The sequence below is a fragment of the Streptomyces sp. NPDC052036 genome, from assembly GCF_040680495.1.
Lineage (GTDB): Bacteria > Actinomycetota > Actinomycetes > Streptomycetales > Streptomycetaceae > Streptomyces.
Genome location: NZ_JBFAWW010000026.1, coordinates 60,017 through 81,315, shown reverse-complemented (window position 1 = coordinate 81,315; position 21,299 = coordinate 60,017). Strand labels below are relative to the sequence as shown.

The window sequence follows — 21,299 nt, the reverse complement described above, 5'->3', positions numbered from 1 at the left end:
GCCGGGCCGCGTGCGGTCCGCGTCACAGCTCCGCTGCAGTCATGCCCCGAGCAGCGGGAGCGGAGGGGACCGACAGTGGTCCCTCGTAGACTCACCTGCGTGGATACGACCCTTCAGGACCCTCTCGTCGGGCAGGTGCTCGACGGCCGCTATCGCGTCGACGCACGGATCGCGATCGGCGGGATGGCCACGGTCTACCGGGCCCTGGACACCCGCCTCGACCGTGTCCTCGCGCTCAAGGTGATGCACCCGGCGCTGGCCGCCGACGCGAGCTTCGTGGAGCGCTTCATCCGTGAGGCCAAGTCGGTCGCGCGCCTGGCCCACCCCAATGTGGTGCAGGTCTTCGACCAGGGCGCCGACGGGTCCTACGTCTACCTCGCCATGGAGTACATCGCGGGCTGCACCCTGCGGGACGTGCTGCGCGAGCGGGGGGCGCTCCAGCCGCGCGCCGCCCTGGACATCCTGGAGCCGGTGCTGGCCGCGCTCGGCGCCGCGCACCGCGCCGGTTTCGTGCACCGGGACATGAAGCCGGAGAACGTCCTGATAGGCGACGACGGCCGGGTCAAGGTGGCCGACTTCGGTCTCGTCCGGGCCGTCGACACCGTCACGAACACCACGGGCGCCGTCCTCGGCACCGTCTCCTATCTCGCCCCGGAGCAGATAGAACACGGCACGGCCGACCCCCGGGTCGATGTGTACGCGTGCGGGGTGGTCCTGTACGAGATGCTGACCGGCGCCAAGCCGCACGGCGGGGACTCCCCCGCCCAGGTGCTCTACCAGCACCTGAACGAGGATGTGCCGCCGCCGTCGGCCGCCGTGCCGGGGCTGGCGATCGAGCTCGACGAACTGGTCACGACGGCGACCGCCCGCAACCCCGAGCTGCGTCCGGACGATGCGGTGGCGCTGCTCGGGCAGGTGCTCGACGCGCGCAGCGAACTCACCGCGGAACAGCTGGACGCGGTACCGCCGGGCGCCCTCGCCGCGGAGCACGACAACGCCGGGGACCGTACGAGCGTGATCCCGCGTCTGCTGCCGGTCCGCCCCGTGGACGGCGAGGACCCCGCCCACGACACGGCCGTGTTCAACCGGACGAGCGTGCTGCAGACCCCGCCCGCCGAGCCCGCCGGGCGCCCTCGCAGGGTGCTGGCGCTGGTCCTCGCCGCGCTGGTGGTGTTCGGCGCCGGCGCCGGCGTCTGGTACATCAACTCCGGCCAGTTCACCAAGGTGCCGCCGCTGCTGGCGAAGACCGAGGCCGAGGCGCGGACCCGGCTGCAGCGGGCCGGGCTCGAGGTCGGGCAGGTCAGGCACGCCTACAGCGACACGGTGAGGCAGGGCACGGTGCTCAGCACCGATCCGGCGGCGGGCGAGCGGATCCGCTCCCACGACTCGGTGACACTGACCCTCTCGGACGGCCCCGAGACGGTGCAGGTGCCGGACGTGAAGGGCGACCCTCTGGCCAGGGCTCAGGAGCGGCTGAAGAAGGCCGGCCTGGTCCCGGGCATGGTCACCCAGGCGTTCAGCGACGACGTGTCCAAGGGCTCCGTGATCGGCACGGACCCGGGGGCGGGCACCAAGCGCCACGGCGGTTCGGCGATCGCGCTCACCGTCAGCAAGGGCAGCCCGGTGGAGGTCCCCGAGGTCGCCGGCTCCGACCTCGACGATGCCACGGCCCAGTTGCAGGACGAGGGCCTGAAGGTGAGGATCGCGGACACGCAGGTCACCTCCGAGTTCGACGCCGGAAAGGTCGCCCGGCAGTCCCCGGAGCCGGGCAAGCAGGTCGCCGAGGGCGACACGGTCACACTGACGATCTCCAAGGGCCGCGAGCAGGTCGAGGTGCCGGACGTGGTCGGCGACAACGTCGACGACGCGCGCAAGACCCTGGAGGCGGCGGGCTTCCAGGTCGAGGAGGACCGCGGTCTGCTGGGCCTGTTCGGCGACACGGTCAAGCACCAGTCGGTGAAGGGCGGGCAGAAAGCGCCCAAGGGGTCCACGATCACCCTGAAGATCCGCTGAGACGCCCGGGCCGCCCGGCCGCCCGGGCGGCCCGGGCCGCGTGACACCCTGGGAGCGTGAGCACTCCGCAGTCCCCCGGCGCCCTCGGCGCGTCCGCCGCCCTCCGCAATCCCGTCGGCAGTCATGTCCCCGTGGCGGGAGGTCTGCATTCCGTCGGGCTGGCCTATGCGCGGGACATCGGGGCCGAGACCGTGCAGGTCTTCGTCGCCAACCCGCGGGGCTGGGCGACCCCGGCCGGAAATCCGCGGCAGGACGAGGCGTTCCGGGCCGCGTGCGCCGCCGGGTCGATACCGGTGTACGTGCACGCGCCGTATCTGATCAACTTCGGTTCGCACACCGAGGCGACCGTCGAGAGGTCGGTTGAATCCTTGCGGCACTCGCTGCGCCGGGGCCGTGAGATCGGGGCGCTGGGCGTCGTCGTGCACACCGGGAGCGCCACCGGCGGGCGGGAGCGGGCGGTCGCCCTGCGGCAGGTGCGCGAGCGGGTGCTGCCCCTGCTGGACGAGCTGACGCACGACGACGACCCGTACCTCCTGCTGGAGTCGACCGCGGGCCAGGGTGCCTCGCTGTGCTCGCGCACCTGGGACTTCGGGGCGTACTTCGAGGCGCTGGACGCGCATCCCCGGCTCGGGGTGTGCCTCGACACCTGCCATGTCTTCGCGGCCGGGCACGATCTGACGGGGCCGAGCGGTATGCATCAGACGCTGGATCTGCTGGTGGACACCGTCGGCGAGGGGCGGCTGAAGCTGGTCCACGCCAACGACTCCATGGAGGGGGTCGGCGCCCACCGGGACCGGCACGCGAACATCGGCTCCGGCCATATCGGCGAGGACCCGTTCCGCGCCCTGATGACCCATCCGGCCACCGCGGGCGTCCCCCTGATCATCGAGACACCGGGCGGCAAGGAAGGCCACGCGGCGGACGTGGAGCGCCTGAAGAAGCTGCGGGAGGGCTGACCTCCCCGAACCCGGTCCCGCACGGTCGTCGCGGCGGGCTCAGAGCTCGGGGCCGTCCCCGGGTTCCTCCTGGTAGGAGTAGCGCTGTTCCCGCCAGGGGTCGCCGAGGTTGTGGTACCCGCGCTCCTCCCAGAAGCCGCGCCGGTCGGCGGTCATGTACTCGATGCCGCGGACCCACTTGGGGCCCTTCCAGGCGTACAGGTGGGGGACGATCAGCCGCAACGGAAAGCCGTGCTCGGCGGTGAGCAGTTCACCGTCCTTGTGGGTGGCGAAGATCGTGCGGTCCGAGGCGAAGTCGGCGAGCCGGAGGTTCGCGCTGTACCCGTACTCCGCCCAGACCATCACATGGGTGACGGCGGAGGCGGGCGGGGCGATCTTGAGGACGGTGAGGGCCGGGATGCCGCCCCATTCGGCGCCGAGCATGCTGAACTTGGTGACGCAGTGCAGATCCGCCGCCACGGTCGCGTACGGCAGGGCCGTGAACTCCTCGTGGTTCCAGGAGTGCTTCTCGCCGTCCGCGGTGGCACCGAAGACCCGGAAGTCCCAGCGCTCGGGACGGAACTTGGGTACCGGGCCGTAATGGGTCACCGGCCAGCCCCGCTGCAGTCGCTGTCCCGGTGGAAGCTCGGACCGTACCGCTTCTCCTGACACGCGCTCCACCGGATGACCCATGACTCCATCCTGACAGACCGCAGAGGGTGCATCCGACCAGCCGGACATCATTTCCGACAATTCGGACAACTCGCACTAAGCGTGAACTTACTGGACGCCCCTGTGTGCCGGTGCAATCATGCGGCGCAACCCGCCAGTCCCCCGCTTGGAAGGAGCCCGGGCGATGCAGGGCGATCCCGAGGTCATCGAATTTCTCAACGAACAGCTCACCGCCGAGCTGACGGCGATCAACCAGTACTTCCTGCACGCGAAGATGCAGGAGAACTTCGGCTGGTACAAGCTCGCCAAGTACACGCGGCGCGAGTCGTTCGACGAGATGAAGCACGCGGAGGTGCTCACCGACCGCATTCTCTTCCTGGAGGGGCTACCGAACTACCAGCGGCTGTTCCATGTACGGGTGGGACAGTCCGTACGCGAGATGTTCGAGGCGGACCGGCAGATCGAGGTGGAGGCGATCGACCGGCTCAAGCGCGGGATCAAGATCATGCGGGAGAAGGGCGACATCACGTCCGCGAACATCTTCGAGTCGATCCTGGCGGACGAGGAGCACCACATCGACTATCTGGACACCCAGCTGGAGCTGGTGGACAAGCTCGGGGAGGCGCTGTACATCGCGCAGCTCATCGAGCAGCCGGACAGCTAGGCGGCGTCCCGCAGGCTCTCCGCACCGTCCACAGCGGTGAGGACCGGCTGCCCCCGGGCTGCGAGTTCACGGCGGGGGCACGCGCCCCGGCCCAGCAGCGCCTGGATCCGTCGTACGCACGATCCGCAGTCCGTGCCCGCCTTGCAGGCCGACGCGATCTGCCGGGGAGTGCAGGCACCGTTCGCCGCGTGGTCCTTGACCTGCTGCTCGGTGATGCCGAAGCAACTGCAGACGTACACGCGGTTCACCTCCCGACGGGGTCGCTGGGCCTGCCACCCCGATCGCTCGGTGAGGCAAACCTAACCTTACCTGTCGCCCCTGGCCCGTAAAAGCGGGTCGGGGCGCGGATCGCATGTGATCCGCGCCCCACTCACCACGCCGGCAACAGTCCGCGGACTACTGGTCCCGGTACATCTCCGCGACGAGGAACGCCAGGTCCAGGGACTGGCTGCGGTTCAGCCGCGGGTCGCACGCCGTCTCGTAGCGCTGGTGCAGATCGTCGACGAAGATCTCGTCGCCGCCGCCCACGCACTCGGTGACGTCGTCACCGGTCAGCTCGACATGGATGCCGCCCGGGTGCGTGCCCAGCTCCTTGTGGACCTCGAAGAAGCCCTTGACCTCGTCGAGCACGTCGTCGAAGCGGCGGGTCTTGTGGCCGGAGGCCGCCTCGAAGGTGTTGCCGTGCATCGGGTCGGTCACCCAGGCCACCACCGCGCCGGACGCCGTGACCTTCTCCACCAGCTCGGGCAGCCGGTCGCGGATCTTGTCCGCGCCCATGCGCACGATGAAGGTCAGCCGGCCCGGCTCACGGTCGGGGTCGAGGCGGTCGATGTACTGCAGCGCCTCCTCGGCCGTGGTCGTCGGACCCAGCTTGATGCCGATCGGGTTGCGGATCCGGGACGCGAACTCGATGTGCGCGCCGTCCAGCTGACGGGTGCGCTCACCGATCCACACCATGTGCCCGGAGACGTCGTACAGCTGCCCGGTGCGCGAGTCGGTCCGGGTCAACGCCGACTCGTAGTCGAGCAGCAGCCCCTCGTGCGAGGAGTAGAACTCGACGGTCTTGAACTCCTCCGGGTCGGTCCCGCAGGCACGCATGAAGTTCAGCGCGTTGTCGATCTCGCGCGCGAGCTGCTCGTAGCGCTGCCCGGACGGCGACGACCGCACGAAGTCCTGGTTCCAGGCGTGCACCTGGCGCAGGTCGGCGTAGCCGCCCGTGGTGAAGGCGCGCACGAGGTTCAGCGTCGAGGCGGACGTGTGGTACATCCGCTTCAGGCGCTCCGGGTCGGGGATCCGGGACTCCTCGGTGAACGCGAAGCCGTTGACGGAGTCGCCGCGGTAGACGGGCAGGGTCACCCCGTCGCGGGTCTCGGTCGGCTTGGAGCGCGGCTTGGAGTACTGGCCGGCGATCCGGCCGACCTTCACGACCGGGACCGAGGCGGCGTACGTGAGCACGGCGCCCATCTGGAGCAGCGTCTTGAGCTTGTTGCGGATGTGATCGGCGGACACCGCGTCGAAGGCCTCCGCGCAGTCGCCGCCCTGCAAGAGGAACGCCTCGCCCTTGGCGACGGCTCCCATCCGGGCGCGCAGCTGGTCGCACTCGCCCGCGAAGACGAGTGGCGGATACGACTCGAGGTCCGCGATCACCTTGCGCAGAGCCTCGGGGTCGGGGTACTCGGGCTGCTGCGCCGCGGGCAGGTCTCGCCAGGTGTTGCCAGGGCTGGCGCTGGTCTTAGCGTTCACGGTCACGCCCTCAACATTACGGGGTCGCATGGGGCCTCCCTCCGCACGCCCAGAAAGTGAGACACCCGCTACACGCTGTGGACGTGGGGTACAGTGCGTCGCATGTTCGCGCACGTGACCCAGAGCTGGTGGTGGACCGCTTCTCCGGCGGCCCACTGACGCGCGTACCCACGACTTCGCGAAGGCCGCCCGAGGGGCGGCCTTCCGTGTTTCCGGCACCGGGCCGTTCCCTCTCACCGCACCGATCACCGAGAAGGAACCGGACCATGCAGCTGACCGATCTGCTGACCGATCCCCGCCCGTTCGCCCTGCTCCGCCGCCGCACCCCGGGGCACGATCACGACACCGTGGAGGTGCTGATCGGCCCGGTCGAGGAGTACGCGCGCCTCGCCGACCTCCCCGGCGAGGCACTGGCCCTGATCCCGTACCGCCAGATCCGCGAGCGCGGCTTCGACGTCCGCGACGACGGCACCCCTCTGCTGGCCCTGACGCCCGAGGAGTCCCGCGCCCTCCCCCTGGAACGGGCCCTGGAGCAGTTGCCACGGCACGACGTCCGGGTCGAGGACGGCGGCTTCGACGTCCCCGACGAGGAGTACGCCGCGATCGTCGGGCGGGTGCTGCGCGAGGAGATCGGGCGGGGCGAGGGCGCCAACTTCGTGATCCGCCGGACGTACGAGGGCCGCGTCCCGGGGTTCCGCCGGGCCGACGCGCTCGCGCTGTTCCGACGACTGCTGGTCGGCGAGCGCGGCGCGTACTGGACCTTCGTGGTGCACACCGGCGACCGCACCCTGGTCGGGGCCAGTCCCGAGGTGCATGTGCGGATGTCGGGCGGGCCGGGTGAGGACGACGCGCTCCCGGGTGACGGCGGGGGACGGACGGGAGGGACCGTCGTGATGAACCCCATCAGCGGCACCTACCGCTATCCGGTCGGCGGACCGACCCCCGAGGACCTGCTCGGCTTCCTCGCCGACGGCAAGGAGATCGAGGAGCTGTCGATGGTGGTCGACGAGGAGCTGAAGATGATGTGCACGGTCGGCGACCGGGGCGGGATGGTCGTCGGGCCGCGGCTGAAGGAGATGGCGCATCTCGCGCACACCGAGTACGAGCTGCGCGGGCGGACGTCCCTGGACGTGCGCGAGGTGCTGCGCGAGACGATGTTCGCGGCCACCGTCACCGGCTCCCCCGTGCAGAACGCCTGCCGGGTCATCGAGCGGCACGAGGCCGGCGGACGCGGCTACTACGCGGGGGCGCTGGCGCTCATCGGCCGGGACGCGGGCGGCGCGCAGACGCTGGACTCCCCCATCCTCATCCGCACCGCCGACATCGACGCGGACGGACGGCTGCGGGTGCCGGTCGGCGCCACCCTGGTGCGCGGCTCGGATCCCGCGAGCGAGGTCGCGGAGACGCACGCCAAGGCGGCCGGGGTGCTGGCGGCACTGGGGGTGGGGCCATCCCGGCCGGCCGAGGAGCGGGCGCGGCCCCGGTTGGCCGACGACCCCCGGGTGCGGGCGGCGCTGGACGGGCGGCGGGCGCTGCTCTCGCCGTTCTGGCTGCGGATGCAGACACCGTCCGCCGAACTGACCGGGCACGCCCTGGTCGTCGACGGCGAGGACACCTTCACCGCGATGCTCACGCATCTTCTGCGGTCGTCGGGCCTGGAGGTGACCGTGCGGCGCTACGACGAGCCGGGGCTGCGGGAGGCGGTGCTCGTGCACGAGGGCCCGGTGGTGCTCGGGCCGGGCCCGGGCGACCCGTCGGACCTGACCGACCCCAAGATGCGGTTGCTGCGGCATCTGACGGCGGAGGTCGTCCGGACGCACGGGCACGGGGTGCTGGGTGTCTGCCTGGGTCATGAGCTGCTCGCGGCCGAACTGGGCCTGGAGATCGTCCGCAAGGAGGTGCCGTACCAGGGCGCGCAGACGGAGATCGACCTGTTCGGGCGGCGGGAGACCGTCGGCTTCTACAACAGCTTCGTGGCGCGCTGCGACGACGAGGCGGCCACGGAGCTGGCGGCGCACGGGGTCGAGGTCAGCCGCGGGGGGAGCGGGGAGGTGCACGCACTGCGCGGGCCCGGTTTCGCCGGGGTGCAGTTCCACCCGGAGTCGGTGCTGACGCTGCACGGCATCGGCATCGTCCGGGAGCTGGCCGGCCGGCTGTGCGGCGCCGGCACGCTGTCCGAGGGGCGACCGGTCCGGTAGAGCCGGGTGGAGGAGGGGACGTCGGGCTGGGGGTGCCCGTGCGGACGGCACCCCCATGAGGTGAGGGTCCGGGCCGGTGCGGGCCCGTCAGCCGAAGAACACGCCGACCTCTTCGTACAGCTTGAGGTCGACCGTCTTCAGCTTGGCCGTGGCCTCGGAGAGCGGGACGCGCACGATGTCGGTGGCGCGCAGGGCGACCATCTTGCCGAAGTCGCCGTCGCGGACGGCCTCGATGGCGTGCAGGCCGAAGCGGGTGGCGAGCCAGCGGTCGAAGGCGCTGGGCGTGCCGCCGCGCTGGACATGGCCGAGCACGGTCGTGCGGGCCTCCTTGCCCGTGCGCTTCTCGATCTCCTTCGCGAGCCACTCGCCGACGCCCGACAGACGCACATGCCCGAACGAGTCCAGCGACTGGTCCTTCAGCACCATGTCGCCGTCCTTGGGCATCGCACCCTCGGCCACCACCACGATCGGGGCGTACGAGGCCTTGAACCGCGACGTCACCCACGCGCACACCTGGTCGACGGCGAAGCGCTGCTCCGGGATGAGGATCGCGTTCGCGCCGCCGGCCAGTCCCGAGTGGATCGCGATCCAGCCGGCGTGGCGGCCCATCACCTCCACCACCAGGACCCGCATGTGCGACTCCGCCGTCGTGTGCAGGCGGTCGATCGCCTCGGTCGCGATGTTGACGGCGGTGTCGAAGCCGAAGGTGTAGTCCGTGGCGGACAGGTCGTTGTCGATGGTCTTGGGGACGCCGACGACCTGGACGCCGAACTCGTCGGCCAGGCGTGCCGCGACTCCGAGGGTGTCCTCGCCGCCGATCGCGACAAGCGCGTCGACCTCGTCCTTGGCGAGGTTGTCCTTGATACGGCGGATGCCGTTCTCCTGCTTGAGCGGATTGGTGCGCGAGGAGCCGAGGATCGTGCCGCCGCGGGGCAGGATGCCACGCACGGCGGGGATGTCGAGCCGCACGGTGTCGCCTTCGAGGGGACCGCGCCAGCCGTCCCGGTAGCCGACGAAGTCGTAGCCGTACTCCTGGACGCCCTTGCGCACGATGCCCCGGATGACGGCGTTGAGCCCGGGGCAGTCGCCGCCTCCGGTCAGTACTCCGACCCGCATGGAAATGTCCCTTCGCCGCGGTTGCCTGATGCGGGTCACGCTAATGGTGACCCACGTCACTCCGGCATGCCTCGAAAGGTCAATTCCGGTGAATGTACGGGAAGTTGATCACTCTGGATGATTCGGACTTCACTCGAAAGTGGGCAGCGGAGGCACGTGTGAGCGATTCACTCCCCCTCGCACGCCTGGCCACACCCGTCGGTCCCCTTCAGCCCCGTCAGTCCTCGTCGAGTCCTCGCTCGATCGCGTATCGCACCAGCTCCACCCTGTTGTGCAGTTGGAGCTTGCCGAGGGTGTTCTGCACATGGTTCTGCACGGTGCGGTGCGAGATGACCAGGCGTTCGGCGATCTGCTTGTAGCTCAGGCCCTTGGCCACCAGCCGCAGCACCTCGGTCTCACGGTCGGTCAGCCGCGGCGCCTCGGGTTTCCCGGCGCCCGCGGCGAGGGCCGGTTCGGCGGCGAGGCGGCGGTACTCGCCGAGGACCAGGCCCGCGAGGCCCGGGGTGAACACCGGGTCCCCGGCCGCCGTACGGCGCACCGCGTCGAGCAGCTCCTGTGTGGACGCGGACTTCAGCAGATATCCCGTGGCGCCCGACTTCACCGCCTCCAGCACATCCGCGTGCTCCCCGCTCGCCGACAGCACCAGGACCCGCAACGCCGGGTCGGCGCCCACGAGTTCCTTGCACACCTGGACGCCCGGCTTCGCGGGCAGGTTGAGGTCCAGGACGAGGACGTCGGGGGCGGCGGCCAGGGCGCGGCGCACCGCCTGCTCACCGTCGCCCGCGGTGGCGACCACGTCGAAGCCGGACTCGCCCAGGTCCCGGGCGACGGCGTCCCGCCACATGGGGTGGTCGTCCACCACCATGACCCTGATCGGTTCCTGCCGTGTCTCCCCGGTGCCGGCGGTGTCGGCGGTCATCGCGTCCCAGCCCTCCCCTGTGAGGCCCCCCGGGCCCCCGCGTCCTTCGGTATCTTCAGTTCCACTTCCGTGCCCTGGCCCGGGACCGAGATCAGCTCGGCCGTGCCGCCGAGGTCGCGCAGCCGGCCGCGGATCGACTGGGCCACCCCGAGCCGCCCCTCCCCCTCGGCCTGGGCGAGGCGTCCCTCCGGGATGCCGGGCCCGTCGTCGCGCACGGTCACCGCGATGCCGTCCGGCTCGTCCTCGACCAGGATCCAGGCGCGCGCCTCCTGCCCCGCGTGCCTGCGGACATTGTCCAGGGCGGCACCGACAGCGGCGGCGATCTCGCGCGCGGCGGCCGGGGCGAGCGGCACCGGGGCGCCCGGCTCGGAGAGCGTCACCCGGGCGCCGGCGTACGGGGCGAGCAGCAGACGCAGGTCGACCGGGCCGTCCTCGGTGTCCGGCTCGTCGACCACGCGGACGACCGCGCCGAGCGCCGCGTCCTCCGACACCCGCGAGAGGGGCACGAGGCCGCCGGTGACCAGGGTGCGCAGCGCCACCTCCTGCTCGCCCGCGAGCCGGCCCAGCTCCGCGGCCTCGCCGCCGAGGGCGGCGCCGCGCCGCTGCACCATGGCGAGCACCTGGAGCACTCCGTCGTGGATGTCCCGGGCCAGCCGCTCCCGCTCACGGGTCGCCGCCTCGATCTCCAGGGCGCGGGCGAGGGTGCGCTCGGAGGCACGGGCGACCTCGACGACGTAGCCGATCGCGATGGAGGCGACCCATACGAGCACCACGTTGTGGACGGTGTCGCGGGCGGGGGCGCCGCGTTCCACCAGGTTGGCCGCGGCGACCAGGGTGGAGGCGAGGGCCGCCCAGCGCCAGCCGCCCTTGACGGCGTACGCGAGCACGGAACCGGCGGTCCATATCGACGGCAGGGTCGGGCCGCCCGCGACGACCCGCTGATGCGTGTCGGCCAGGGGTGTGAGGAGGATGCCGGTGAGCGCGATGGCGAGGTCGACGGCGAGGAACCGTTTGGTGCAGCTCGCCGCGTTCGCCACCCTGGGCAGCGTGGCCAGCGTCCAGACGCTGAGGACGACGTAGTACGCGATCGCCAGCCAGGGCCGCGCGAATCTGCCGTAGGCCGTGGCGAACAGTCCGATCGCGTACAGCATCGTGAGCACCCGGTACGCCGTGAGCGCACGCCACAGAGGCTGCTCGACCGACATCCTGACGACCCGCTCGCGCTCGGCCATGCCCCTCCCCCTTGTGGGCCGTTCGCCCCGCGGGAGACGTCCTGCTCCCGCCCCCTCCCCGCCGGGCGTACCGGCTCCTACGCGCCCGCCTGTTCCTTTCCGGGTGTCTTCTCCGTGCCCGTCGCCGCCTGCGCGGCGTCCTTCTGCGCGTCCTTCTGGCCGTCCTTGTGCGCCTGGGCGGCGTCCTTCTGGGCCTGCTTCTCCGCCTTCGCCGCCTCCGCGATCTGCCGCTTGGCGGCGGTCGCGTACATGTCGACGTACTCCTGGCCGGAGAGCTTCATGATCTCGTACATGACCTCGTCGGTCACCGCGCGCAGCACGAAACGGTCCTGTTCCATGCCCTGGTAGCGGCTGAAGTCGAGCGGCCTGCCGATCCGGATGCCCGGACGCATCAGCTTGGGGACGACCTTCCCCGGAGGCTGGATCTTCTCGGTGTCGATCATGGCGACGGGGATGACGGGAGCCCCGGTGGCGAGCGCCACCCGGGCCAGTCCGCCGGGTTTGCCCCGGTAGAGCCGGCCGTCGGGCGAACGGGTGCCCTCCGGATAGATGCCGAACAACTCGCCGCGCTCCAGCACCTCGATGCCGCTCTTGATGGCCGCCTCGCCCGCCCCGCGTGCTCCGGAGCGGTCGACGGGGAGCTGGCCCACACCCTTGAAGAAGGCGGCGGTCAGCCGTCCCTTCACTCCGGGCGTGGTGAAGTACTCGGCCTTCGCGATGAACGTGACCTTGCGGTCCAGGACCGCGGGCAGGAAGAACGAGTCCGAGAAGGACAGATGGTTGCTCGCCAGTATGGCGGGGCCCTCGGCGGGGACATTCTCGAGGCCTTCCACCCAGGGCCTGAAGGCAAGCTTCAGCGGCCCCCCGATGGACACCTTCATCGCGCCGTACAACAACCGAGTGCCTCCTGTGTCTGTCGAACAGACCTTAACCCGGTCCGCCGTCAAAGAGCCCGACGACCCTGGTCGGTGTCAGTGCGGTCGCGTACGGTGAAGTACCTGCAATCGACGTGCCCAGCCCCTTTTCATGAACAGGAGACCGACGTGCCGGTCCTCCCCGGAGCCGAGCCGTACCGCCACGAGGGCGGGGAGATCGGCGTCCTCCTCTGCCACGGCTTCACCGGTTCCCCGCAGTCGCTGCGCCCCTGGGCGGAGTATCTCGCCGAGCGCGGCCTGACCGTGTCGCTGCCGCTGCTGCCCGGGCACGGCACGCGCTGGGAGGACATGCAGCTCACCGGCTGGCACGACTGGTACGCGGAGGTGGATCGCGCGCTGCGTGCCCTGAGCGAGAGCTGTACGCAGGTGTTCGTGGCCGGGCTCTCCATGGGCGGCGCCCTGGCCCTGCGGCTCGCCGCCCGGCACGGGGAGACGGTCAGCGGCATCGTGGTCGTCAACCCGGCGAACAAGGTGCACGGCCTGTCCGCGTACGCCCTCCCGGTGGCCCGCCATCTCGTCCGGACGACGAAGGGCATCGCCAGCGACATCGCCAAGGAGGGCAGCACCGAGCTGGGGTACGACCGGGTGCCGCTGCACGCCGCGCACTCCCTGCGGAACTTCTTCCGGGTGGTCGACGGCGAGCTGCCACAGGTCATCCAGCCGCTGCTGCTTCTGCACAGCCCCCAGGACCATGTGGTTCCGCCCGCCGACTCGGCGCGGATCCTCAGCCGGGTCTCCTCCACGGACGTACAGGAGATCTTGCTGGAACAGAGCTACCACGTGGCGACGTTGGACCACGATGCGGACCGGATCTTCGAGGAGAGCCTCGCGTTCATCGGCCGGCTCGCGCCCAGTCTCGGCAAGGAAGGGACGGCCGCAGGTGGCTGAGCACGACTCCGACCGCGAGGACCGCGAGCCGGAAGAGAAGGGTGCGCCCCTCGACGAGGAGGCCGCCTGGGCGGCGATCGTCGCGGGATACGGCGAGGAGCCGCCGGACCCGCCGGGCGCCAGACCGTTCCGGTCGATCGAGGACCTGGCGCTGCCCGACCCGGAGCCGGCCGGCGGCAAGGGCGACGAGACGAAGATCGAGCCGCCCAAGCCGCTGGGCAGCTCGATCTCCTTCGCACCCGGCGTCGGTCCGCGCGACCACACCGCGCCGGAGCCCTCGGAGGACGACTTCGACGAGGGCGACGACGGGCATTTCGTGCCCCCGGAGCCGCCGCCGCTCCCGACGGCCGACACCACGGCGAAGTTCGCCTGGCTCGGGATGGTCGGCGGCCCGGTCCTGCTGCTGCTGGCGGTGGTGTTCGGCTGGGACATGACGTGGTGGCTCACCACGCTCGGCGTCGGCGGTTTCCTGGGCGGCTGCGCGACGCTCGTGGTGCGGATGAAGACGGACGACGAGGACGGCGACGATCCGGGCCGGGGCGCGGTGGTCTGACCGGCCCCGGCGGTGCTGCGGCTACGCCGACGCGGGCACTCTGAAGGCGGCCAGGACCGGAAGGTGGTCCGTGGCCGCCCTGAGGTCGCTCTCCGTCACCCCCGGATGGCCGCCGAGGGGGACGCCGCAGCCGAGGACCTCGACGCCGCTCGTGGCGAAGATCGCGTCGATGCGCTGGTAGGGATCGGACGGTGTCCAGGTGTGCTCGGCACCCCAGGGGGCGGTGGCCCAGCCGTCCTGGAGTTCGCCGGCCAGGCGCGCGAAGGTGGGGCCGTCCGGCCGTTCGTTGAGATCACCGCCGACGATCGCGTGCGGGGTGCCGAGGCGGGCGAGCCGGTCGAGCAGCATGCCGCCCTGCGCGTACCGCTCGTCCTTCTGCAGGCTCAGATGGCAGCTGACGACGCCGAGCCGGGCTCCGCCGAACCGTACGACCGCCGTCGCGAGGCCCCGCCGGTGCAGTCCGGGGGTGAGCGGCAGCAGCACGTCCTCGGTGCGCTCGACCGTGGCGCGCAGCGAGCACAGCAGTGCCGGTCCGGCGGCGGTGGCGCCGCCCGAGAGGATCATGAGGTTCGAGGCCGACGCCAGCCGGGCGAGCTTCTTGCGCCAGCGGAAGAAACGGGGCGCCTCCTGGACGAGCACCAGGTCGGGCGCACAGGCGCTGATCACCCGGGCGAGCGCGTCGGTGTCGTCGCGCATCGAGCGGATGTTGTAGCCGAGGACGCGGATGACGGCCGAACCGTCGGGCTCGGTGCAGGAGTTGGGCAGCGTGAGGGTCGTCGCCATGCCGATCAAGATACGCCGGGGTGCGGATCGGCGGTGCGGGGCGTCGCGTGCGGGACGACGGCGGTGCGGCGGCGGGTGAGGGGCGGAAGCGGACCGCGCGCGGGGAAGCCCCTGCGCGCGGTCCGCTTCCGCCCCTGCTCGTCTCACATGATCGGGTCGGGCTCCCGGGCCAGGTCCGCGGCGCCGACCAGGCCCGCCTTGTTGCCGAGCTGCGCGGCGATCACATCGGCGACCGGGCGCCAGTTGCCGCCGACCAGCCAGCGCTTGTACGACTTGCGGATCGGGTCGAGGACCAGCTCGCCCTCGTCCGAGAGGCCGCCGCCGACGATGAACGCGGAGGGATCGAACAGCGAGGCCAGGTCGGCGAGGCCGGCACCGGCCCAGCGGGCCAGCTCGCGGTAGGAGTCGACGGCCACCGGGTCGCCCTGGCGGGCGGCCATGGAGATGTGCTTGCCCTCGATGCCCTCGGGGGTGCCGTCACCGAGCGAGAGCAGCACCTCGGCGTGCTCGGGGGTGGCGTTGGCGCGCTGCTTGGCGTACCGCACCAGGGCGCGGCCGGAGGCGTACTGCTCCCAGCAGCCCTGCGAGCCGCAGCCGCACAGCAGGCCGTCCGGGACCATCCGGATGTGGCCGAACTCGGCGGCCACGCCGAAGTGGCCGCGGCGGAGCTTGTTGCCGATGATGATGCCGCCGCCGAGGCCGGTGCCGAGCGTGATGCAGATGACGTTGCGGTGGCCCTTGCCCGCGCCGAACTTGTACTCGCCCCACGCGGCCGCGTTCGCGTCGTTCTCGACGACCACCGGGAGGCCCACGCGGGCCTCGACCTTCTCCTTCAGCGGCTCCTGGCGCCAGTCGATGTTCGGCGCGAAGTAGACCGTGGACCTCTGGCGGTTGACGTAGCCTGCGGCTCCGATTCCCACGCCGACGATCTCGTGCCCGGCACGGGCGCCCTCGACGGCAGCGGCAATGGCGTCCACGATCGCCTCGGGCGTGCCCGGAGTCGGCACCTTGTGGGTCGAGAGGATGTTGCCTTCCTCGTCGACCACACCGGCCGCGATCTTCGTGCCGCCGATGTCGACGCCGATGGTGAGTCCCATGAATCCCTCAGTTTCGGTCGAGCCCCGCTACGGCCAACCGTACCCGAGGGGGCTGAGGGCCGTCGGACGGCGGCCCCCGCCTCCCTAGTCCAGGTCGATGTGCTCTCCGGGACCCTGCTCCCCGCCCCTGCGACGGGCGTCGGCGTCGTCGGAGGTACGGCTCGTCCAGCGCCGCTCCTGGCCCTCGACGGCGGAGCGGTAGGCCGCGAGCAGCTCCGAACCGGCCGCGGCGAGATGGTCGAAGACATCCGGATTGCGCTCTATCACCGGTTCCACGGCGGTCTTGGCCTGTTGCACCACCTGCTGGATCATCTGCTGGGCCGCGCCCGAGGCGGCGGCACCGAACAGTGGCGTCGGCAGCTCGGACAGCTTGTCCGTGACGGCGTCGACGAGCCTGCGCAGCTCCTCGGCGGCCGAGCCGGGCGGCGGTCCGTAGCGGTCACGGCGGCGGGACCTCTCCGCGGCGAGGTCCTCGGCGCACGCCTTGGCCCAGGCGTCGGCGTCGGCTTCGCCCGAAGAGGGGGTGCCCCAGCCGTCGGCTGCCTTCTCCTGAGCGGCGTCGGACGGGGGGCGCTCTTCGCTCATGGCGGACTCCTGACTGGCGGTTCGTACCTCCGACGGTACCCGAACGGCGGTACGCGGTTCACCGGGTACGGGGGCCGATTCCGGGGGCCGGTTCCGGGCGCCGCACAGTCCCGGTCAGACCCGTCGCGGCCACAGCTCCGGGTCGGGTGCGAAACGGATGCGCAGCTCGCCCTCCCGCAGCGCGGCCCCGGAGACGGTGCAGCGGCGCAGGGCCGACGGCAGCGGGACGATCCGGCGGAACGATCCCGCGGTCACGACCAGTTCGTCCCCGCGCCGGACGAGGTCCAGTTCGTCGCGTATGGCGCCGGGCAGCGGAATGTGCCAGACCAGTACGCCGTCCTCGGCGCGCCGGTCCGTCACGGGCCACTCGACGGAGGCGGGCGCCGGATTGACGGCCGGGACGGCGAGCGCGGTGAGATCGTCGGCGCCGCGCGGGTCCCGGCCGAGGTGGGGGACGACGTGGACGTCGTAGGCGCCCCGCCACTCCTCCACGGCCTTGCGCTGCTGGGCCACGAGTCCGGCGAGCCACGGGTCGGGGGCGTCGTCGGGCAGGACCCGGTTCGCGACCAGAGCCTCGGCGCGCAGACCGTGCAGGGCGAGACCGGTGGCGGCGGTCCGGACGGCGTCGACGCCGGCCGGGCCCGGCTCGGCGACCAGCCAGGCGCTCGTGGCCCGGTCGGCGACGACGGCCTCGACGGCGGCCAGTTCGACGTTCCAGCGGGCGGCGGTCTCGTACAGCCACTCGGCGGGCATCGGCACGCCCGCGAGGCGGCCGAGGACGGGACGCAGGGCGCGGGCGGCCTGTCGCTCCGGCGGCAGCAGCCGGCGCAGATAGCGGCGCAGCTCCCCGGGCAGGGCGAGCAGGGCGAGCGCCTGCGGGGCGGGGGGCAGATCGACGACGAGGAGGTCGTAGGCGTCGGAGAGGGCGGCGTCGCGCAGGGCGCGCAGAAGGGCCAGTTCCCCGGCGCCGGGGAGGGGGGTGACCTCCTCGGGGTCCAGCCGGGCGGCGCCGAGCAGGTCGAGCGCGCCGGCCGCGCGGTCCTGGAAGGCGACGAGGTCCTCCCGGAAGCGGGCGTCGGCGTCCGGGCGCCAGGCCATGAGCCCGGGCGCGGCCTCGGCTGGGGCGGTGCCGGTGGGGACCCCGAGGACGGCACCGAGGGTGTCGGTGCGATCGGCGGTGAGGACGAGGGTGCGGGTGCCCCGGCGGGCTGCTTCCAGCGCGGTGGCCGCGGCGACGGTGGTGCGGCCCGAGCCGCCGGGGCCGGTGATCAGGATGGTGCGCATGGGGGTGAACGCTACCGGTGCCCGGCCCCCGCGCTGAGCAGGTCATCGGCGAGCCCGGGCGGCGGGCACCGTCCGGCGGCCGCCGCCCCTGAGCTGCGGGGGCGGCCCCTTCCGCGCGACCTGGGACCGGGCCGCCCGGATCCGGCCGGCCCGGCTCCGCTACTTCTCGCCCTCGCCCGACTCCACCCGCTTCTTCAGGCCCGCCAGGGCGCGGTCAATGATGACCTTCTCCGCCTTGCGCTTGATCATGCCGAGCATCGGGATCTTGACGTCGACCGTCAGCTGGTACGTCACCTCCGTGCCGCCCGAGGCCGCCGGCTTGAGCAGGTACGAGCCGTCCAGGGAGCGCAGCATCTGGGACTTGACCAGGGTCCAGGAGACCTCGTAGCCGCCCGTCCAGGTGTACGCCAGCGTCTGGTCGTCCTTGATCGCGCCCGCGTCCATGACCAGGTGCACCTGTTCGGCACGGCCCTGCGCGTCCGCCGCGAGCACCTCGGCCTCCTTCACCTCGCCCGTCCAGTCCGGATAGCGCGCGAAGTCGGCGATCACCCGCATGACATCGGCCGGAGCCGCCTCGATCGTGATGCTCGAGCTGGTGTGTTCCGCCATCGCCGTGGCTCCTCCAGATGCGGTCCGGTGAGGGAGGGGGTGCGCGGGGGTGCGCCCGTGCGCACGTGTGTGCAGCGTGAAGGCTACCGCGCACGCGCCGTGCCGCTACCACCCCACCTGCGGTTCGGCCACCGGCCGCGCGCACCGGACCGTGCAAGGGGTCCCGCGGGTCACCACTCCAGCACCCAGGGCCTCCCGCGCCCCGCGAAATGCCCCACGTTCACGCACTCGGTCGCGCCGATCCGCATCCGGCTCACCAGCGGCTGATGGACGTGGCCGAAGAGGGAGTACCGCGGGCGTGTGCGGCGGATCGCCTCCAGCAGGGCCCGGCTGCCCCGCTCGAAGCGGCGCGCCACCGTGTCGTAGACCAGCTCGGGCACCTCCGGCGGGATGTGGGTGCACAGCACGTCCACGTCCCCCACCGCCTCGATCTTCGCCGCGTACTCCTCGTCGCTGAGCTCGTACGGCGTCCGCATGGGGGTGCGCAGGCCCCCGCCGACGAAGCCGAAGGTCCAGCCGCCGATCTCCACCCGCTGGCCGTCGAGCACGGTGATGCCCGGACCGGCGTACTCGGACCACAGAGTCGGCATGTCGACATTTCCGTAGGTGGCGTAGGTCGGGGACGGGAACGCGGCGAACAGTTCGGCGTACTGTCTGCGTACCGCCTTCTCGATCAGCGCGGCGCGCTCCTCGCCCACGCCGGCCCACAGCCGGGCGCCGAAGGCGCGCGCCTCCTCGAAGCGGCGGGCGGTGCGCAGCTCGACGATCCGGTCGGCGTTCTCCTTGCCGAAGAGGTCCGGGAAGATGCCGCGCGAGTGGTCGGCATAGTCCAGGAAGAGGACCAGATCGCCCAGACAGACGAGGGCGTCGGCCCCGTCGCCCGCTCTGGCCAGGTCACGCACGTTGCCGTGCACGTCGCTGACCACGTGGACGCGCATCCTCGGCCTGCCCTCCGGTGTGGGTGTCATGACGATCAAGCGTAGGGGTGTGGGACATATGTGAACAGTGGCGGTCGGACCAGCGATTACTGGCCAGTCAGGAAAGCGGTGGACTACTGTGCGTCAAGGAACGCCAAGACGTGTGACGCACGGAACATCTCGCCGGGACCCCCTGTCCCGGAGGCCATACCGACGGGTAACGTCCGGGCAGTCCAGTCGTGCTCAGGGTTTCAACCAACGACTGTCGTAGGAACCCTGCGTACCTGACCGAGCCTTGGACCGCACCGTCGCAGCACACCCAGAGTCGTGGCGTCGGCGCCCAATGAGGAGCAGCAGTCTTGCGCGAGTTCAGCCTTCCGGCTTTGTACGAGGTCCCTGCGGACGGCAATCTGACCGACATCGTCCGCAGAAACGCCGCGCAGCATCCGGACGTCGCCGTCATGGGCCGCAAGGTGGCCGGGGTCTGGCAGGACGTCACCGCCGCCACCTTCCTCACCGAGGTGCGCAGCGCGGCGAAGGGACTCATCGCCTCCGGTGTGCAGCCGGGCGACCGGGTCGGTCTCATGTCCCGCACCCGCTATGAGTGGACCCTGCTGGACTTCGCGATCTGGAGCGCCGGGGCGGTCACCGTGCCGGTGTACGAGACCAGCTCGCCGGAGCAGGTGGAGTGGATCCTCGGCGACTCGGGCGCGACCGCCTGTCTCGTGGAGCTGGACGCGCACGCCACTGCCGTCGAGTCGGTGCGCGACCGGCTGCCGGCGCTCAAGCACGTCTGGCAGATCGAGGCCGGGGGCGTCGAGGAACTGGGCCGGGCCGGCCAGGACGTCAGCGACGCCACGGTCGAGGAGCGCAGCTCGCTCGCCAAGGCCGACGACACGGCGACCATCGTCTACACCAGCGGGACCACCGGGCGCCCCAAGGGCTGTGTGCTCACGCACCGCAACTTCTTCGCCGAGTGCGGCAACATCGTCGAGCGGCTGCGTCCGCTCTTCCGCACGGGCGAGTGCTCCGTCCTCCTCTTCCTGCCGCTCGCGCACGTCTTCGGTCGTCTGGTGCAGATCGCGCCCATGATGGCGCCCATCAAGCTCGGCTGCGTCCCGGACATCAAGAACCTCACCGACGAACTCGCGGCGTTCCGGCCGACGTTGATCCTCGGTGTGCCGCGCGTCTTCGAGAAGGTCTACAACTCGGCGCGGGCCAAGGCGCGGGCCGAGGGCAAGGGCAAGATCTTCGACAAGGCGGTGGACGCGGCGATCGCGTACAGCCGTGCGCTGGACACCCCCTCCGGCCCGTCGCTCGGTCTGAAGATCAAGCACAAGACGTTCGACAAGCTCGTCTACAGCAAGCTGCGCGCGGTGCTGGGCGGTCGTGGCGAGTACGCCATCTCCGGCGGCGCCCCGCTCGGCGAGCGCCTCGGCCACTTCTTCCGCGGCATCGGCTTCACGGTCCTGGAGGGCTACGGCCTGACCGAGACCACCGCGGCCACCGCCTTCAACCCCTGGGACCGGCAGAAGATCGGCACGGTCGGCCAGCCGCTGCCGGGTTCCGTGATCCGTATCGCGGACGACGGCGAGGTGCTGCTGCACGGCGAGCACGTGTTCCCCGAGTACTGGAACAACGAGGCCGCGACCGCGGAGGCGCTGGCCGACGGCTGGTTCCACACCGGTGACATCGGCACCCTCGACGAGGACGGCTATCTGATGATCACCGGCCGCAAGAAGGAGATCATCGTCACCGCGGGCGGCAAGAACGTCGCCCCGGCCGTGATCGAGGACCGCATCCGGGCGCACGCGCTGGTCGCGGAGTGCATGGTGGTGGGTGACGGGCGGCCGTTCGTGGGCGCGCTGATCACCCTCGACGAGGAGTTCCTGACGCGCTGGGCTTCCGAGCACGGCAAGCCGGCGGGTTCCACCGCGGCGTCGCTGCGTGACGACCCGGATCTGATCGCGGCGATCCAGGACGCGGTCGACGACGGCAACGCCGCGGTGTCGAAGGCGGAATCGGTGCGGAAGTTCCGCATTCTCCCCTCCCAGTTCGACGAGGACTCGGGCCACCTGACGCCGTCCCTGAAGCTCCGGCGCTCCGTGGTGGCCAAGGACTTCGCGGAGGAGATCGAGGCCATCTACCGGAAGTAG

At 71.5% G+C, this 21,299-nt stretch carries 21 protein-coding genes; 8 read left to right on the top strand and 13 right to left on the bottom strand.

Annotated elements, in window-relative coordinates; translation table 11 throughout:
- The first annotated feature begins 99 nt into the window (after positions 1-99).
- The gene (gene pknB, locus AB0L95_RS29355; protein WP_365166503.1) at positions 100-2,013 is read left to right on the top strand and encodes a Stk1 family PASTA domain-containing Ser/Thr kinase; all 1,914 of its coding nucleotides are present in this window, start codon (positions 100-102) and stop codon (positions 2,011-2,013) included.
- A 56-nt stretch (positions 2,014-2,069) separates the two neighbouring features.
- A complete protein-coding gene (locus AB0L95_RS29350) occupies positions 2,070-2,969 on the top strand; it encodes a deoxyribonuclease IV (protein ID WP_365166501.1) in 900 nt (299 codons plus the stop codon).
- A 39-nt stretch (positions 2,970-3,008) separates the two neighbouring features.
- Here AB0L95_RS29350 and AB0L95_RS29345 read toward each other — a convergent pair whose 3' ends face one another.
- Entirely contained in the window at positions 3,009-3,641 is a 633-nt protein-coding gene (locus tag AB0L95_RS29345) for a sulfite oxidase-like oxidoreductase (RefSeq protein WP_365166499.1), read from the bottom strand.
- A 163-nt stretch (positions 3,642-3,804) separates the two neighbouring features.
- Between AB0L95_RS29345 and bfr the strand changes: the two genes are divergently transcribed.
- On the top strand, positions 3,805-4,284 hold the full coding sequence (gene bfr, locus AB0L95_RS29340) for a bacterioferritin (RefSeq protein ID WP_365166497.1): 480 nt from the start codon (positions 3,805-3,807) through the stop codon (positions 4,282-4,284).
- Here the strand turns inward: bfr and AB0L95_RS29335 are convergent.
- Positions 4,281-4,532: a (2Fe-2S)-binding protein gene (locus tag AB0L95_RS29335; RefSeq protein WP_365166494.1), complete on the bottom strand. Its 252-nt coding sequence runs from the start codon at positions 4,530-4,532 to the stop codon at positions 4,281-4,283. The genes bfr and AB0L95_RS29335 overlap by 4 nt on opposite strands.
- A 148-nt stretch (positions 4,533-4,680) precedes the next feature.
- Positions 4,681-6,033: a class II 3-deoxy-7-phosphoheptulonate synthase gene (locus AB0L95_RS29330; protein ID WP_365166491.1), complete on the bottom strand. Its 1,353-nt coding sequence runs from the start codon at positions 6,031-6,033 to the stop codon at positions 4,681-4,683.
- Between the two features lie 96 nt (positions 6,034-6,129).
- On the opposite strand from AB0L95_RS29330, the gene AB0L95_RS29325 reads away from it, so the two are divergent.
- Together AB0L95_RS29325 and AB0L95_RS29320 are read left to right on the top strand one after the other, a co-directional pair.
- Positions 6,130-6,186 carry a trp operon leader peptide gene (locus AB0L95_RS29325; protein WP_365166561.1) on the top strand — a complete coding sequence of 19 codons (57 nt, stop codon included), beginning with the start codon at positions 6,130-6,132 and terminating at the stop codon, positions 6,184-6,186.
- 107 nt (positions 6,187-6,293) lie between these two features.
- On the top strand, positions 6,294-8,225 hold the full coding sequence (locus AB0L95_RS29320) for an anthranilate synthase family protein (protein ID WP_365166489.1): 1,932 nt from the start codon (positions 6,294-6,296) through the stop codon (positions 8,223-8,225).
- Positions 8,226-8,312: 87 nt separating this feature from the next.
- Here the strand turns inward: AB0L95_RS29320 and AB0L95_RS29315 are convergent, their stop codons facing one another.
- From AB0L95_RS29315 to AB0L95_RS29300, 4 genes are all read right to left on the bottom strand, one after another.
- A complete protein-coding gene (locus AB0L95_RS29315) occupies positions 8,313-9,341 on the bottom strand; it encodes a 6-phosphofructokinase (protein ID WP_365166486.1) in 1,029 nt (342 codons plus the stop codon).
- 217 nt (positions 9,342-9,558) lie between these two features.
- On the bottom strand, positions 9,559-10,260 hold the full coding sequence (locus AB0L95_RS29310; protein ID WP_365166484.1) for a response regulator transcription factor: 702 nt from the start codon (positions 10,258-10,260) through the stop codon (positions 9,559-9,561).
- Positions 10,257-11,492, bottom strand: a complete 1,236-nt coding sequence (locus tag AB0L95_RS29305) for a DUF5931 domain-containing protein (protein ID WP_365166482.1) — start codon at positions 11,490-11,492, stop codon at positions 10,257-10,259. The genes AB0L95_RS29310 and AB0L95_RS29305 overlap by 4 nt, the downstream gene beginning before the upstream one ends.
- 77 nt (positions 11,493-11,569) lie before the next feature.
- Entirely contained in the window at positions 11,570-12,373 is an 804-nt protein-coding gene (locus tag AB0L95_RS29300; protein WP_365166558.1) for a lysophospholipid acyltransferase family protein, read from the bottom strand.
- 162 nt (positions 12,374-12,535) lie between these two features.
- Here AB0L95_RS29300 and AB0L95_RS29295 point away from each other — a divergent pair, with 162 nt between their 5' ends.
- Together AB0L95_RS29295 and AB0L95_RS29290 are read left to right on the top strand one after the other, a co-directional pair.
- The gene (locus AB0L95_RS29295; protein WP_365166479.1) at positions 12,536-13,315 is read left to right on the top strand and encodes an alpha/beta fold hydrolase; all 780 of its coding nucleotides are present in this window, start codon (positions 12,536-12,538) and stop codon (positions 13,313-13,315) included.
- Entirely contained in the window at positions 13,308-13,868 is a 561-nt protein-coding gene (locus AB0L95_RS29290) for a hypothetical protein (protein ID WP_365166477.1), read from the top strand. Before AB0L95_RS29295 ends, AB0L95_RS29290 begins: the two co-directional genes overlap by 8 nt.
- 21 nt (positions 13,869-13,889) lie before the next feature.
- On the opposite strand, the gene AB0L95_RS29285 is transcribed toward AB0L95_RS29290, so the two are convergent.
- From AB0L95_RS29285 to AB0L95_RS29260, 6 genes are all read right to left on the bottom strand, one after another.
- Complete coding sequence (locus AB0L95_RS29285) at positions 13,890-14,651, bottom strand: endonuclease/exonuclease/phosphatase family protein (RefSeq protein WP_365166475.1); 762 nt, start codon at positions 14,649-14,651, stop codon at positions 13,890-13,892.
- A 143-nt stretch (positions 14,652-14,794) separates the two neighbouring features.
- Entirely contained in the window at positions 14,795-15,748 is a 954-nt protein-coding gene (locus AB0L95_RS29280; RefSeq protein WP_311690788.1) for an ROK family glucokinase, read from the bottom strand.
- Between the two features lie 84 nt (positions 15,749-15,832).
- On the bottom strand, positions 15,833-16,333 hold the full coding sequence (locus AB0L95_RS29275) for a DUF5304 domain-containing protein (RefSeq protein ID WP_365166471.1): 501 nt from the start codon (positions 16,331-16,333) through the stop codon (positions 15,833-15,835).
- A gap of 114 nt (positions 16,334-16,447) precedes the next feature.
- Complete coding sequence (locus tag AB0L95_RS29270) at positions 16,448-17,617, bottom strand: ArsA-related P-loop ATPase (protein WP_365166469.1); 1,170 nt, start codon at positions 17,615-17,617, stop codon at positions 16,448-16,450.
- A gap of 159 nt (positions 17,618-17,776) precedes the next feature.
- Positions 17,777-18,226 carry an SRPBCC family protein gene (locus AB0L95_RS29265; RefSeq protein WP_365166467.1) on the bottom strand — a complete coding sequence of 150 codons (450 nt, stop codon included), beginning with the start codon at positions 18,224-18,226 and terminating at the stop codon, positions 17,777-17,779.
- 170 nt (positions 18,227-18,396) lie between these two features.
- The gene (locus tag AB0L95_RS29260) at positions 18,397-19,194 is read right to left on the bottom strand and encodes a metallophosphoesterase (protein WP_365166464.1); all 798 of its coding nucleotides are present in this window, start codon (positions 19,192-19,194) and stop codon (positions 18,397-18,399) included.
- A gap of 308 nt (positions 19,195-19,502) precedes the next feature.
- On the opposite strand from AB0L95_RS29260, the gene AB0L95_RS29255 reads away from it, so the two are divergent.
- Positions 19,503-21,299, top strand: a complete 1,797-nt coding sequence (locus tag AB0L95_RS29255; RefSeq protein ID WP_365166462.1) for an AMP-dependent synthetase/ligase — start codon at positions 19,503-19,505, stop codon at positions 21,297-21,299.